The following is a 13,783-nucleotide window of genomic DNA, read 5'->3' as shown; positions in this document are numbered from 1 at the left end:
GCGCGCGCCCGGGCCCTCGCGTTCGGGCCGGGCCGCCTCGCCGGCGCGACCCTCGCGGTCTACCGCCGCCTCCTCGCGGGCGCGCGCGCGCGGCCGGCGCCATCTCCATCTCCATCGACATGAAGATCGCCCTGTTCGTCCACTCGCTCCGCTCCGACTGGAACCACGGGAACGCCCACTTCCTGCGCGGCGTCGCGTCGGAGCTCGTCCACCGCGGCCACGCGGTGACCGCCTTCGAGCCGCGCGACGCCTGGAGCGCGCAGAACCTCGCGCGGGAGCAGGGCGCCGCGGCCCTCGACGCCTGGCGGGAGGCGTACCCCGAGATCCCCGTCCGGACCTACGACCTCGCCGCGCTCGATCTGGGCGAGGCGCTCGACGGCGTCGCGCTCGCGCTCGTGCACGAGTGGAGCGATCCCGCCCTCGTCGCGCGGCTCGGCCAGGAGCGCGCCCGGCGGCCCGGCCTGCGGCTGCTGTTCCACGACACGCACCACCGGGCGATCACGCGCCCGGAGGAGCTCGCCCGGAACGATCTCTCGCGCTACGACGGCGTGCTCGCGTTCGGGCGGGTCCTCGCCGAGGTCTACCGCGCGCGCGGGTGGGGGCCCCGCGCCTGGGTCTGGCACGAGGCCGCCGACGTCCGGCGCTTCCGCCCGGCGCCGCCGGAGGCGGAGCGGGAGGGCGACCTCGTCTTCGTGGGAAACTGGGGCGACGACGAGCGGACGGCGGAGCTGCGGGAGTTCCTCCTCGAGCCGGTGCGCGCGCTCGGGCTCTCCGCGTCGGTGTACGGCGTCCGCTACCCCGACGCGGGGCGGCGCGCGCTCGCCGCGGCGGGCGTCGCGTACCGCGGGTGGCTCGCGAACCACCGCGCGCCCGGGGTGCTCGCCCGCCACCGCGTCACGGTCCACGTGCCTCGCCGCCCCTACGCGGAGGCGCTCCCGGGCATCCCGACCATCCGCCCGTTCGAGGCGCTCGCCTGCGGCGTCCCCCTCGTCTGCGCCCCGTGGGACGACGTCGAGGGGCTCTTCCGCCCGGGGCGCGACTACCTCGTCGCGCGCGACGGGGCCGAGATGCGGCGACACCTCCGCGCGATCCTCTCCGAGCCCGGCCTCGCCCGCGCGCTCGCGGCGAGCGGCCTCGAGATCGTCCGCGCGCGCCACACGTGCGCCCACCGCGTGGACGAGCTGCTCGCCGTGGCGGCCGAGCTCGGCGCCGGGGGGTAGGCGCCGTGCGCCCGGGGAGGACCTCGAGCGCGGTACGCGAGTGGCCCGGCCCGGGCCGGGCGCTCGTGCTGCTCGCGATCGCCGCGGCGGTGGCGTTCCTCTGGGTGGCGCGCGAGATCCTCGTGCCCTCCGTCCTCGGCATCGTGCTCGCGCTCACCGTCCACCCGGTGGTCGCGGCGCTCGAGCGGCGGCGGTTCCCCCGCCCCCTCGCCGCCGTGATCGGGACGCTCCTCGCGACCGCGGTGCTGGGCGGGATCGGCTACCTGCTCTACGATCGGGTCTCCGCGTTCGCCGCGGAGCTGCCCGGCTACGAGGGCCGGCTCCGCGAGCTCGGCGCGACGCTGCGCAGCCACCTCGGCCACCTCCAGGCCCGAGGCGAGCAGATCGTGCAGCAGCCCCGTCAGCCAGGGCAGGTGCGGGTGCAGGAGGGCGTGCCGTGGACGGCGCTGCTCCTCGGGACCGCCCAGGGCGCGCTCGCGGTGGTCGCCGCGGCGACGATCGCGGTGTTCGTGCTCTACTTCTCGCTCGCCGAGGGGCCCCGCTTCCGGGAGAAGTTCCTCGCGCACGCGGGGCGGACGCCGCTCGGCCGCGCGCGCGCCCGCGCCGCCCTGGCCGAGCTGCACCGCGACGTCGAGCAGTACATGCTGAACCGCCTCGTCCTGAACGCGGTGCTCGGGGTGGTGTTCTGGGTCGTCTACGGCCTCTACGGCCTCCAGCACGCCGCGATCTGGGGGATCACCACCGCGCTCCTGCACTTCATCCCGTACGTCGGACCCGCCGTCGGCCTCGTCCTCCCGACGGCGATGGCGCTGCTCCAGTACGGCCGGCTCCGCGACGTGCTGCTCGTCGCGGCGATCTACCTCGCGCTGGTGTCGCTCCAGGGCAACGTGGTGGATCCCGTCTTCCTCGGGAAGCAGCTCCGGCTGAGCGCGCTCGCGGTCTTCCTCGGGTCGCTCTTCTGGTTCTGGCTCTGGGGGCCGCTCGGGCTCTTCCTGGCCGTGCCGCTCCTGTCGACGGCGCGGATCGTCTGCAAGTACCTGCCCCGCTTCCGGACGGTGGCGGACTTCCTGGCCGAGTGAGCGCCGGCCGGGCGTGCCTCCGGGCCTCCTTCGGCCGCGGGCCCTCGGCTCGTGCGTGAGGGGGGCGGCCCGGCGGGCAGGCGGCCGGAGACGGTGAGGCCGGTGGAATGCGCGCCCGCCGAAAGCTGGTTCAGGGACGATGATGGCGACACCCACTCGCGTCGAGCTGCTGCGGCGCACGCTGCCTGCCTGCGCGGGGCAGACTCCTCCCTGCGCTGCTCGCCCTTCGACTCCGGCGCGCAGCGCGCGCCTACGCTCAGGGCGAACGGAGCTTCGAGCTGCCTGCGCTGCTCGGTCGTCGTGCAAGCGGGTGGCGCGATGAGTCCCCGCCAACCCCCCGTCCGGCCCGCGGGCCTCCGCCGCGCCACGGAGTTCCTCGTCCCGTTTCACGGCTCGATCGCCGGCATCCTCCTCGTCGCGCTGTCGCTCGCCGCGGTGAACGCGGGCGAGCCGCTCGCCCTGAAGCACGTCTTCGACGGCCTGGGCACCGGCGCCGGGCCGCGCCGGCTCGTGGTAGGCGTCCTCGCCCTGATCGCCCTCGGCCTCGCCCGCGAGGCGCTCGCCGCCGCCTCGAACTGGCTCACCTGGCGCACCCGGATCGGCATCCAGTTCTCGCTGACGGAGGCCACCATCGGCCGCCTCCACCGGCTGCCGCTCTCGTTCCACCGCGCGGAGGGGGTCGGCGCGTTGATGACGCGCCTCGACCGCTCGATCCAGGGGCTGGTGGGCGCCCTCTCGGACATCGCCTTCAACGCCCTGCCCGCCGCGGCGTACCTGGTCCTCTCCGTCGCGGTGATGCTCCGGCTCGAGTGGCGCCTCGCGATCCTGGTGCTCGCGTTCGCGCCGCTCCCCGCGCTCATCGCGCGCCTCGCCGCGCCGATGCAGACCCGCCGCGAGCGCGGGCTGCTCGAGCGCTGGGTCCACATCTATTCGCGCTTCAACGAGGTCCTCGCCGGCATCGTCACGGTGAAGAGCTTCGCGATGGAGGACGCCGAGAAGAAGCGCTTCCTCGACGAGGTGAACTCGGCGAACGAGGTGGTCATCCGCGGCGTCGGCGTGGACTCCGGCGTCGGCGCGGCGCAGAACCTCATCCAGATCGGCGCCCGCGTCGCGTCGCTGGCGCTCGGCGGCGCGCTGGTGCTCCGCGGGCAGATGACGGCCGGCACGCTGGTCGCGTTCCTCGGCTACGTGGGCGGCCTGTTCGGGCCGGTGCTCGGCCTCGCGGGCGTCTACAAGACCCTCCGCACCGCGCGGGTATCGGCCGAGGAGGTCTACGCGATCCTCGACGCGCAGGACTCGCTCGGCGACGCGCCGGACGCCCGGGAGGTGATCGGGCTCCGCGGCGACATCCGCTGGGACGGGATCCGCTTCGCGTACCCGGGCGGCCCGACCCTCCTGGACGGCATCGACCTCCACGTCCGGGAGGGCGAGCGCGTCGCGATCGTCGGCCCGTCCGGCTCGGGGAAGTCGACGCTCGTCGCGCTCGTGCAGCGGTTCTACGACCCCACCGAGGGCGTCGTCCGGGTCGACGGGATCGACGTCCGCAAGCTCAAGCAGATCGCGCTGCGCCGGCAGATCGGGGTGGTGTTCCAGGACTCGCTGCTCTTCAACGAGTCCGTGCTCGCCAACATCGCGTACGGGCGGCCGAACGCGACGCGCGGGGACATCGAGGCGGCCGCGCGCGCCGCCAACGCCCACGACTTCATCCAGCGGCTCCCGGACGGCTACGACACGGTGGTGGGCGAGCGGGGCAACCGGCTCTCCGTCGGCGAGCGCCAGCGCATCTCCATCGCCCGCACCCTCCTCAAGAGCCCGGCGATCCTGATCCTCGACGAGCCGACCTCCGCGCTGGACGCGGAGTCGGAGGCGCTCGTCCAGGAGGCCCTCGCCCGCGTCTCGCGCCGGCGGACGACCCTCGTGATCGCGCACCGCCTCTCGACGGTCGTGGACGCGGACCGGATCGTCGTGCTCAAGGCCGGTCGCATCGTCGAGCAGGGGCGGCACCGGGACCTCGTGGCCCGCGGCGGCTACTACGCGAGCCTGGTCGAGAAGCAGACCCGCGGCCTCCTCCCGCTGGCCGCGTGATGACGCCGCTCCGCTCCCGGCTGGCCGCGCTCGCGGCGGCGCTCGCCGTCGCCCTCCCGGGCGCGGCGTGCAGGCCCCCGCCGCCGGCGCCCGCTCCGGCCCTGGACGCGCGGCGGGTCGCCTCGGCCCGCGCCGAGGTGAACCGCGTCTTCGAGCTCCGCGTCGCCGCGCCGGCGGGGCGCCGCGCCGCCGACGTGGCGCTCCGCGCCGAGGTGGTCGCGCCGTCCGGGCGCCGCACGCGCGTGCCCGGCTTCGCCCTGGACGACGCCGGCTCCCTCGCGGTCCGGATCCGGCCGCGCGAGCCCGGCGTGCACCGGTGGATCGCGAGCGTGGACGCGGGCGGCGGCTGGCGGGAGGTGGCGTCGGGCCGCCTCGTCGCGGAGGACCGCGGCGCGCCCGGGCAGGTGGTGGCGCGGGGCGGCGCCCTCGCGCTCGAGGACGGACGGCCCTTCCATCCGCTCGGGGAGAACCGCTTCAACGTCTACGACCCGACCTGGTCCGACGGGCTCGCGCCGGAGGCGTACGTCGCGCGGATGGCGGCCGCGGGGATGAACACCCTGCGCGTCTTCGTGTTCTCCGCGTGCGGCGCCGCCGGCGCACGGCCGCAGCCGGGGTGCCTCGAGCCGGCGCTCGGCCGGTTCGACCCGGTCGCCGCGCGTCGCTACGACGAGATCCTCGAGGCGGCCGAGCGCCACGGCGTCGAGGTGGTGCTCTCGATCTTCGCGGTCGGGTTCACGCCGGGGGACGCGTGGAAGGGCTGGGAGCAGAACCCGTACGCGGCGGCCCGGGGCGGCCCGGCGCGCACGCCGCAGGACTTCTTCACCGACGCCGCGGCGCGGGCCGCGGCCCTCCGGCGGCTCCGCTACGTGCTCGCGCGGTGGGGGGCGTCGCCCGCCTTGCTCGCGGTGGATCTGCTGAACGAGCCGGAGTGGGACGGCGCCATCGACGAGCGGCGCTGGATCCCCTGGGCCGAGGAGCTCGCGCACGCCTGGAAGGCGGAGGATCCGTACGGTCACCTCGTGACCGCCGGCCCGGTCGGGCTCCACTGGAACGTCGTGACCGACGAGCGCGCCTGGTGGGCGAGCCCGGCCTGCGACGTGGTGCAGTGGCACCGCTACGGTCCCGACGTGTACGAGGTGCACGCGTTGGCCCGCGAGCTCGTGGCGACCATCCGCGACACGCGCCGGTACGGCAAGCCCGTGCTCGTGGGCGAGTTCGGTTGGGGCGGCGAGGCGAAGCCGGCCTATGACCACACCCACGTCGGGATCTGGGCGGCGACGTTCGCCGGGGCCGGCGTGCTCGCGCACTCCGCGCCCCCGTTCAACGAGGACTCGGACGAGCCGATGACGCCGGCCCGGGCGGCGCACCTCCGCGTCCTCGCCGGCTTCCTCGCGCGCGCGGAGCGCGGCGGCGCGCTGGCGCCGGCGCTGCCGGATCCCGTGGCGTCCGTCCCGGGGATGCGGGCGCTGGCGCTCGCGCGCCCGGGGCTCGTGGCGCTGTGGCTGCACGCGCCCGCCGCCGGATACGGCGGCCGCGTACAGGGCGCCACGGTGACCCTCGCCGACCTCGCGCCCGGGCGCTGGCGCGTGCGCTGGATGGACGACGTGACGGGAGCGCCGGCGGGCAGCGCGGAGGTGACGGCGGACGCCGGGCCGGTGGTGCTGCGCGTGCCCGGGTTCGTGCGCCACCTCGCGGCGACGGTGGAGCGGGAGCGGGGCTAACGGCCGATCATGATTCGAGACGGTCAGCGGGGAGCGGCCCCGGCGACCTTCGACGAGATCAGGGCCGACGAGGCGCGGGCGCAGCCTAGGATTCAACACGTCTCGGGCGGAGAGCAGGCCCGTCGAGGGGACCTTGCAGGCGAACGGCCCTGAATGACGAGCGGTCTGGGCTCAGGAAGATGGAGAGACCGAGGCGCCGCAGTGCGGGGGAAACGTCTGCGCGATCTCGTCACTCCGGTCCCCGCTCGCGGATGGCGCCCCGGCCTCCACCTTCTTCACGAGCCAGCGCACGCTGCCGTGCAGGCACGCTCGTACTTGCGGCCCCCCAGCGGGCGCAGCCCCCGCTAGAGGCCCTCGGTCTTCCCCGGCTCCATCACGTGCACCTTCACGGCGCCCTTCAGCGCCGCCTCGAGCTCCCGCGGCGTGCCGGTGAGCGCGGGGAACGTGCCGAAGTGCATGGGCACGATCGTCCTCGGCTTCACGTAGCTCGCGGCGAGCGCGGCGCCCTTCGGGTCCATGGTGAAGTGGCCGCCGATGCAGGCGAGCATCACGTCCACGCGGCCGTAGCGCTCGGGGACGAGCTTCATGTCCAGCGTCACGTCGGTGTCGCCCGTGTGGTAGATCGTCGGGCCCCCCTTCACCTGGATGACGAAGCCGACCGGGGCGCCGGCGGGGTGCTGGCCCTTGTCGTCGGTGAAGGTCGACGAGTGGATCGCCGGGACCATGATCACCGTCGCGTCGCCCGCGTGGAACGTCCCGCCGACGTTCCCCACCGTCTCGACGCCGGCCGCGTCCTTGGGGTAGCCGGCCTCGACCAGGGCCTGCGCGAGCTCGCCGGTCGTGACGAGCTTCGCGCCGGTGCGCTTCCCGATCGCGACCGCGTCGCCCACGTGGTCGAAGTGACCGTGGGTGACGAGGACGTAGTCCACCTTCCCGAGCTTCTCCGCGACGCCGGGCGCGGGCGCCTTCGGGTTCGAGAACCACGGGTCGATGGCGATCACCGTCCCGCCCGGCGTCTTCAGCACGAACGCCGAGTGGCCGTACCAGGTGAGCTCGGTCCGGCCCCTCGCCGGCGCGGCGGGGCCCGGCCGGCGCGGGGCCTCCGCCTCGGCGGGGGAGCCGGCCTGCGCGGCGGCGAGCAAGGGGACCGCGACGAGCGACGCGAAGAGGGCGAAAAGGGGACGAGCGTGCGATCGCATGGGGGTGTTTCTCCTTGTCGCGAAGGGGGGCGGCCGGCCGCCGGCTCGGCGGCTCGGCGTGCGCGACGCACCGGTACTACGATAGCCACGTGGCGTCACGCGCTCCGGAGGTCTGCCTGGCCCCCCGGAACCCGCGCGCCCGGGCCAGCGCTCCTGTCGCGATTGCCGGATCCTCCCGGGCGATCTTACAGGCCGGCGCGGTGTGCACGCGGCTCACCGCGCGAAACGCCCGGATCCGGGCGCGCGCCCGTCGGGCACGGTCATTGCTGACCGGGAGGGTCAGATCGACGTCCCCTCGCTTCTCCTGGAGGAGAGATGAATCGCACGAGCAGCCCGAGCAGCACCCTCGATCAGTACCTCCGCGAGATCAACAAGGTCTCGCTCCTCACCGTGGACGAGGAGCGCCGGCTCGCCCGGCAGTTCCGCGACGAGGGGGACAAGCGCGCGGGCCATCGCCTGGTGGAGGCGAACCTCCGGTTCGTGGTGAAGGTCGCCTTCGAGTACCGCTCGTACGGCCTCCGCATGGCGGACCTCATCCAGGAGGGGAACATCGGCCTCATGAAGGCGGTGCAGAAGTTCGACCCGGACAAGGAGATCCGGCTCATCTCCTACGCGGTCTGGTGGATCCGCGCCTACATCCAGAACCACATCCTGAAGTCCTGGTCGCTCGTGAAGATCGGGACGACGCAGGCGCAGCGGAAGCTCTTCTTCTCCCTGGCCCGGACGCGCCACGAGATCGAGCGGCTCACCCCGGGCGCCGGCCTCCAGGAGGAGGGGATCGACGTGGCGCTGGTGGCGAAGAAGCTCCGCGTCCGCCCGAGCGACGTGGTCGAGATGACCCAGCGCATGGAGGGGCGCGACCTCTCGCTCGACGCGCCGGTCGCGGACGGGACGAGCACGCACCTCGAGTTCACCCCGTCCGAGGGCGAGCCGCAGGACGAGGAGCTCGCCCGCGCCCAGGAGGACGCCCTGCTCGCGCGCCGGATCAACGAGGCGATGAACCGCCTCGACCCGCGGGAGCGGCACATCGTCGAGGCGCGGATCATGGGCGAGGGCAAGGAGACCCTCCGCGATCTCGGCCACCACTTCGGCTTCTCTCGCGAGCGCGCGCGCCAGCTCGAGATCCGGGCGCTCGAGAAGCTGCGGCGCGATCTCGAGCCCACCGCGAACGAGGTCGGGTGGCCGGTGGCGGGCGCGCTCGAGCCCGGCGAGGAGCGCTGAGCGCGGCGCGCGAGCCGCCGCCCCCTGGGGCTACTCGCGCTTCACCGCGAAGGGCGAGAACGCCTGCGCGACGGGCATGAGCTCGATCACGTTCACGTTCACGTGCGCCGGGAGCCCGGTGCACCAGACGATCGCCTCGGCGATGTCCGCCGCGGTGAGCGGCTGCATGCCCTGGTAGACCTGCCCCGCGCGCCCGGCGTCGCCGCCGAAGCGGACCAGCGAGAACTCGGTCTCGGTCATGCCCGGCTCGATCACGGTGGCGCGCACCGGCGTGCCGAGCAGGTCCGCCCTGAGGTTGAGGGTGAACTGGCGCACGAAGGCCTTGGTGGCGCCGTAGACGTTGCCTCCCGGGTAGGGGTACCCGGCGGCGACCGAGCCGAGGTTCACGACGTGCCCCCGCCCGCGCGCGATCATGCCCGGCAGGATCGCGCGGGTGACGGTGACCAGGCCGGCGCAGTTGGTCTCGATCATCTGGTCCCAGTCGTCGACCGACGCGCGCTGCGCCGGCTCGAGCCCCAGGGCGAGCCCGGCGGAGTTCACGAGCACGTCCACGTCGGCGAAGCCGGCCGGCAGCGTGGACAGGCTCCGCTCGGTCGCCGCGCGGTCGCGGACGTCGAGGGCGAGCGGGTGGACGCGGCCCGGGTGGCGGGCGGCGAGCTCGGCGAGGCGGTCGGCGCGGCGGCCGGTGGCGACCACGCGCGCGCCGGCGGCGAGGAAGGCGTCGGCGCACGCCGCGCCGATGCCGGCGGTGGCGCCCGTGACGAGGACGGTGCGGCTCTCGGGATCGCGGGACATGGCCACCATATAAACCGGCGGTCCGACGCGGGCGCAACCTGGCGGTAGCTAGCGGTAGCTACCGGGGCGCCGGCGCGCCGGGCGCGTCCGGTCCGGTGGCCCGCAGCGGCAGCGCGATCGTGAACGACGCGCCGCCCCCCGGACGCTCCCCCGCCTCGATCTCGCCGCCGTGCTGCAGGACGATCTTCTTCACGATGGCGAGCCCGAGCCCGGTGCCCGAGCCCTTGGTCGTGAAGTACGGATCGAAGATGCGCGCCCGGAGGGCGCGGTCGACGCCGGGGCCCTCGTCGGAGACGGTGAGCACGGCGCGATCCCGCGTGCGGGAGACGCCGAGGTGGACGGACGCGCGCCCCGGCCGGGCCGCCTCGACGGCGTTCGAGGCGAGGTTCGCGAGGACGCGCCGCATGAGCGCCTTGTCGAGGGCGACGGGGCAGGCCCCGCTCGCCCGCACCAGCTCCACGTCCGCGGCCTCGCGGATCTGCGGGCTCGTCCTGAGGAACTCGTCGGCGAACTCGCCGAGGTCGGCCGGCTCGGGCCGGACCTCGGGGAGCTTGGCGAACCCGGAGAACTCGTCCACGAGCCGCTGCAGGGTCCCGATCTCCTCGCGCACGATCTCGCCGGCGTCGCCGAGGAGCTGCTCGAACCCGGCGTCGCTCGCGCGCGCCGGCGACGTCTTCCAGCGGGCCTCGAGCTGCTGGAACGCCAGCTTCATCGGCGTGAGGGGGTTCTTGATCTCGTGGGCGAGCCGCCGCGCCACCTCCTGCCAGCCGGAGATCTTCTCCAGGTAGACGATCCGGTCGCGGCTCTCCCGGACCTCTCGCACCATCGCGTTGAACGCGCGGGCGAGCCCCGCGACCTCGTCGGTGCCGCGCCCCGGGTCCACCTGGACGTTGAGATCGCCGGCGGCGAGCCGGCGCACCGCGAGGAGCAGGGCGGAGAGCCGGCGGGTCGTCCGGCGTGCCAGCCAGATCCCCACCGCGGCGGCCCCGGCCGCCCACGCCACGAGGAGCACCCCGAACGCGCGGACGTAGCTCCGGCGGATCTCGGAGCGGAGCACGTCCACGCCCTGGACCAGCTCGGCGAGCTCCCGCGCCTCGTTCACCTCGGCGAAGAACCGCGCCTCGATGGCGAAGACGCACTCGAGCCGCCCGCCGCGGGGCAGCGCCACCCGCGCCGGCGCCTCGCGCCACTCGCCCTCGGGGTTGGGGGTCTCGGTCTCGGCCTCCGCGATGATCCGGCCGTCGCGGCCGAACCAGGTGACGCGCCGGAGGCGGGGCGTCCGCTCGAGCGAGCTGGCGAGGTAGGCGTTCGCCGCGGAGCGATTCCGCGGGAGCCCGCGCGCGAGCGCGCGCGCCTGCTCGGCGTAGAGCTGCTTGCGCGCCTGGAAGAGGTCGCCGTAGAGCGACGGGATGCCCTCGAGCCGCTGGACCACGCGCGGGTCGAGGCCGAGCGAGAGGTTCTCCTCGGCGACGCGCCCGGCGAGGAGGAGCGCGCCGAGGAGCGGCAGCGTCGCGGCGATCACCAGCGCGAGGGCGATCTTGAGCTCGAACCGCGAGAAGCGGAGGGCGCCTGCGGCGCGGCGGGCCGCCCCGGCGAGGCGGGCGCTCATCGCGCCGCGACCTCCGCGCGCGCGAACGGCCGCGAGCGCAGGCGGTGGACCCCGGTCCCGGGGTCGGGCTCGCGCAGCAGGAAGCTCGCCACCGCGCCGAGGAAGCTGCGGGAGCCGCCGCTGCCGCCCGGCCGCCCGGTGGCCGGCGGGTTCGCGATGTACTCGCGGGTGCGCTGGAGCTGCTCCTTCGAGACCGGGTTCACCTCGACGCGCGCCTCGACGACGAAGCGCCCCGACGGCAGCTCCGAGACGAGCCCCATGTCGAGATCGCGCTCGTCGGAGAGGAAGCGACGGAGCGCCGCGAAGTCTCGCAGCACCGTGCGGGCGCCGCCCGGCGCGCGCGCGTCCTTCACCACGACCGTGTAGGTCTCCTCCCAGACGTCGAACAGGATCTCGACGACTCGCCCGTAGAGCGCGACCGCCTCGCCGCCCCCCTCCGGCACGATGGCCACCCACACGGCGACGACGTTGGTGAGGCCGTTGCCGAGCTGCCGCTCGAGGGACGGGGCGAAGACCGCCGAGAGATCGACGGACGCGAAGAGCTCGCCGCCGCGGCCGGCGAGCCGGGCGGGGAGGGGCTCGGGCGCGGCGGCGCGCACGGGCCGGGGCGCGATCGCTCCGACGGCGAGGGCGACGGCGAGGGCGACGCGCGCGGTCACAGGACGTTGTCCAGCGCGTACGCGAGCGACGCGTTGAAGGTGCCGACCGGCGTGTCGAGGCGGAGGGCGAGATCGGCGGAGACGGGCGTGCGCGAGTACTTCGTCCGCCCGCCGCCGAGCGTGGCGGACGACCACACCCCGCGCACGCCGAAGGCGAGGTACCCGCGCTGGAAGAACGCGCCGCGCGACCAGAGCGGCACGCCGTACTCGGCGCCGCCCATGGCGAGGAACGCGTCGTACCGCGAGTCGGTGGAGAAGTTGAGCTCGAGGGCGCGGCCGAGGGCGGGCCCCACCGCGAAGTAGGAGAAGTCGGCGGCGTAGAACCGGTCGAAGAAGGGCGCCCCGCCCTGGACCGCGCCGACCGCCGACTGGAGCCGCAGCCGCTTGCCCAGGAGCACGTAGCCGGTCTCGAGCTGGAGGAGGTAGCGGCTGTACTCGTAGCCGCCGCCGAGGAGCCGCGAGCCGAGGGTCACCTGGGCGACGCCGCGGAAGCCCTCCGTGGGGAAGAAGAAGTCCTCGCGCGTGTCGATCTCGTAGGTGCCCGTGAGGGAGGCGTCGTTCGACCACCCCGGCAGCACCGCCGGGGTGGCGCCCTCCACCCCGAGGGTGAGGTCCACCCCCGTGGCGTGGACGCGCTCGAAGTGGAAGGTCCCGGAGAGCCGCTCGAAGGGGCCCGGCCGGAAGCCGAGGGTCACCTCGCCGCCCGTCCGCTGGTACCGGACGCGCGGCGCGCGGGCCAGATCGCTCGAGAAGGCCTCGCACTCGGCGTCGCCGCAGGCGAGCTCCTCGCCCCGGAGGAAGACGCCGGAGACCCCGAACACGAGGGGAGGGAGACGCCCCGCGACGAGGTCCGGCGCGAAGAACCCGCCGCGCACCGCGAAGCGGGCCGGGTCGTCGGGCCGCCCGTGCGGCGCGCCGCCGTACACGAAGGCGCCCGAGAGCCCGAGGCCCCGCCCCAGGAAGTTCTGCTGCGACAGGCCGAGCCCGCCGTAGAACGGCTGGGCCTCGGTCGAGCCGAACACCAGGTCGCTGACGACGAGCGTGTTCCGCTCCACGACCTCGAAGACGAGCACGACGAGCCCGCGCTCGGAGCCGCGCTGGACCCGCGTCTCGACGCGCGAGAACCAGCCGAGCTGCAGCAGGCGCAGCCTCGAGAGCAGGACGCGCTCCTGATCGAGCAGGTCCCCGGGGGCGACGAGCACGTGCCGCGCCACTTCGTCGGCCCGCGCGTGCCGGAGCCCGCGGAACTCGACCCGCTCGACGGTGTAGCGGCGGACCGCGAGGAGGTCCTCCGGGGTGGCCTCCACGCCCTCGCCCGGCGCGGCCTCCGGCGCCGCGCGCGGCGGGGTGGCCGCGGCCGGCGATCCGGGGGCGGGCGCCGCGGGGGGAGCCTCCACGAGGAGCGCGAGCGCGAGGAGCGCGGGGGAGATCGAGGGCATCGCAGGGGCTCAGAACCTGTGAGGGAATCCCCGGACCGAGCCAGGCGAGCGAGACGCGAGCAGCGCGAGGCGCGACGACCGAGCATAGCCGTAGGCTATGTGAGGGAGGAGCAACGAAGCGATGCGACGCGTATCGTTCGCCGCGGCGACGGGAGGGGGTTCCTTCACAGGCTCTCAGTCTACCCTGGATGGAGGACGGTGCGGCGTGGACGACCATTCACCCGCGGGGACTCTCGCGGCGAGCTCGCTCGCCGAGGCTCGCGCTCGCGGAGGCCCGGGCGGCGGGCGCGGAGGGCGGGCGCGGAGGGCGACGGGCCGCGGCTCGGGCGCCCCGTCATACTCCTTGACGCTCCCCGCGGAACCTCGATCCTGCTGGGTACCGAGCCATGGCCGACTTCAAGAAGATGACGGTCCAGAGCCTGCGCGAGCTCGCGCGGAAGGTGATCGGCCGGGGGCACACCCGGCTCAAGACCAAGCGCGAGCTGGTGAGCGCGCTCGAGGAGGCCGGCGCGCGGCCGCCCGGGAAGGCCCCGGTCTCGCGGCTGCGGGCCGCGGCGAACCGCGTCTCGGAGGCGACCGGGAAGGCGGTGCGCGCGGCGAAGGCCGCGGCGGAGCAGGCGGCCGGGCGCGCGGGCCACGCGGGCCACGCGGCGCCGGGCCGGACCGCACGGGCCAAGGGCGTCGCGGAGCCCGGCGCGGAGCCCCGGGCGAAGCCGGGGAGGGCGCTCGAGAAGGAGAAGGCGCCCAGGCGGCGCA

General features: G+C 75.1%; 10 protein-coding genes and 1 pseudogene. 6 read left to right on the top strand and 5 right to left on the bottom strand.

Annotated features, from left to right (window positions below; translation table 11 throughout):
* Positions 1 to 119 precede the first annotated feature (119 nt).
* The 4 genes from MNZ27_RS21315 (at position 120) to MNZ27_RS21300 (ending at position 6,105) form a co-directional block, all read left to right on the top strand.
* Positions 120 to 1,220 (top strand): CgeB family protein, encoded by a 1,101-nt coding sequence (locus MNZ27_RS21315; RefSeq protein WP_242396101.1) that lies wholly within the window; start codon positions 120 to 122, stop codon positions 1,218 to 1,220.
* Positions 1,221 to 1,225: 5 nt separating this feature from the next.
* Positions 1,226 to 2,299: an AI-2E family transporter gene (locus MNZ27_RS21310; RefSeq protein WP_242396100.1), complete on the top strand. Its 1,074-nt coding sequence runs from the start codon at positions 1,226 to 1,228 to the stop codon at positions 2,297 to 2,299.
* 318 nt (positions 2,300 to 2,617) lie between these two features.
* Positions 2,618 to 4,384: an ABC transporter ATP-binding protein gene (locus tag MNZ27_RS21305; protein WP_242396099.1), complete on the top strand. Its 1,767-nt coding sequence runs from the start codon at positions 2,618 to 2,620 to the stop codon at positions 4,382 to 4,384.
* Positions 4,384 to 6,105, top strand: a complete 1,722-nt coding sequence (locus MNZ27_RS21300) for a cellulase family glycosylhydrolase (protein WP_242396098.1) — start codon at positions 4,384 to 4,386, stop codon at positions 6,103 to 6,105. The genes MNZ27_RS21305 and MNZ27_RS21300 overlap by 1 nt, the downstream gene beginning before the upstream one ends.
* Positions 6,106 to 6,449: 344 nt before the next feature.
* Here the strand turns inward: MNZ27_RS21300 and MNZ27_RS21295 are convergent, their stop codons facing one another.
* Positions 6,450 to 7,304 (bottom strand): metal-dependent hydrolase, encoded by an 855-nt coding sequence (locus tag MNZ27_RS21295; RefSeq protein WP_242396097.1) that lies wholly within the window; start codon positions 7,302 to 7,304, stop codon positions 6,450 to 6,452.
* Between the two features lie 315 nt (positions 7,305 to 7,619).
* On the opposite strand from MNZ27_RS21295, the gene MNZ27_RS21290 reads away from it, so the two are divergent.
* The gene (locus tag MNZ27_RS21290) at positions 7,620 to 8,525 is read left to right on the top strand and encodes an RNA polymerase factor sigma-32 (RefSeq protein ID WP_242396096.1); all 906 of its coding nucleotides are present in this window, start codon (positions 7,620 to 7,622) and stop codon (positions 8,523 to 8,525) included.
* A 30-nt stretch (positions 8,526 to 8,555) separates the two neighbouring features.
* Here MNZ27_RS21290 and MNZ27_RS21285 read toward each other — a convergent pair whose 3' ends face one another.
* The 4 genes from MNZ27_RS21285 to MNZ27_RS21270 are packed head-to-tail and all read right to left on the bottom strand — an operon-like array spanning position 8,556 to position 13,027.
* The gene (locus MNZ27_RS21285; RefSeq protein WP_242396095.1) at positions 8,556 to 9,320 is read right to left on the bottom strand and encodes an SDR family NAD(P)-dependent oxidoreductase; all 765 of its coding nucleotides are present in this window, start codon (positions 9,318 to 9,320) and stop codon (positions 8,556 to 8,558) included.
* Between the two features lie 58 nt (positions 9,321 to 9,378).
* Positions 9,379 to 10,929 carry a sensor histidine kinase gene (locus MNZ27_RS21280; protein WP_242396094.1) on the bottom strand — a complete coding sequence of 517 codons (1,551 nt, stop codon included), beginning with the start codon at positions 10,927 to 10,929 and terminating at the stop codon, positions 9,379 to 9,381.
* Entirely contained in the window at positions 10,926 to 11,588 is a 663-nt protein-coding gene (locus tag MNZ27_RS21275) for a hypothetical protein (RefSeq protein ID WP_242396093.1), read from the bottom strand. The genes MNZ27_RS21280 and MNZ27_RS21275 overlap by 4 nt, the downstream gene beginning before the upstream one ends.
* Positions 11,585 to 13,027 carry a BamA/TamA family outer membrane protein gene (locus MNZ27_RS21270; protein ID WP_242396092.1) on the bottom strand — a complete coding sequence of 481 codons (1,443 nt, stop codon included), beginning with the start codon at positions 13,025 to 13,027 and terminating at the stop codon, positions 11,585 to 11,587. Before MNZ27_RS21270 ends, MNZ27_RS21275 begins: the two co-directional genes overlap by 4 nt.
* A gap of 386 nt (positions 13,028 to 13,413) precedes the next feature.
* On the opposite strand from MNZ27_RS21270, the pseudogene MNZ27_RS21265 reads away from it, so the two are divergent.
* Positions 13,414 to 13,783, top strand: a pseudogene (locus tag MNZ27_RS21265) (DUF4912 domain-containing protein); the annotation flags it as partial.

The sequence above is a fragment of the Anaeromyxobacter oryzisoli genome (assembly GCF_022690765.1).
Taxonomy (GTDB): domain Bacteria; phylum Myxococcota; class Myxococcia; order Myxococcales; family Anaeromyxobacteraceae; genus Anaeromyxobacter; species Anaeromyxobacter oryzisoli.
Note: the sequence above shows the minus strand (reverse complement) of the source record. Positions and strands in the feature narration are given on the sequence as shown.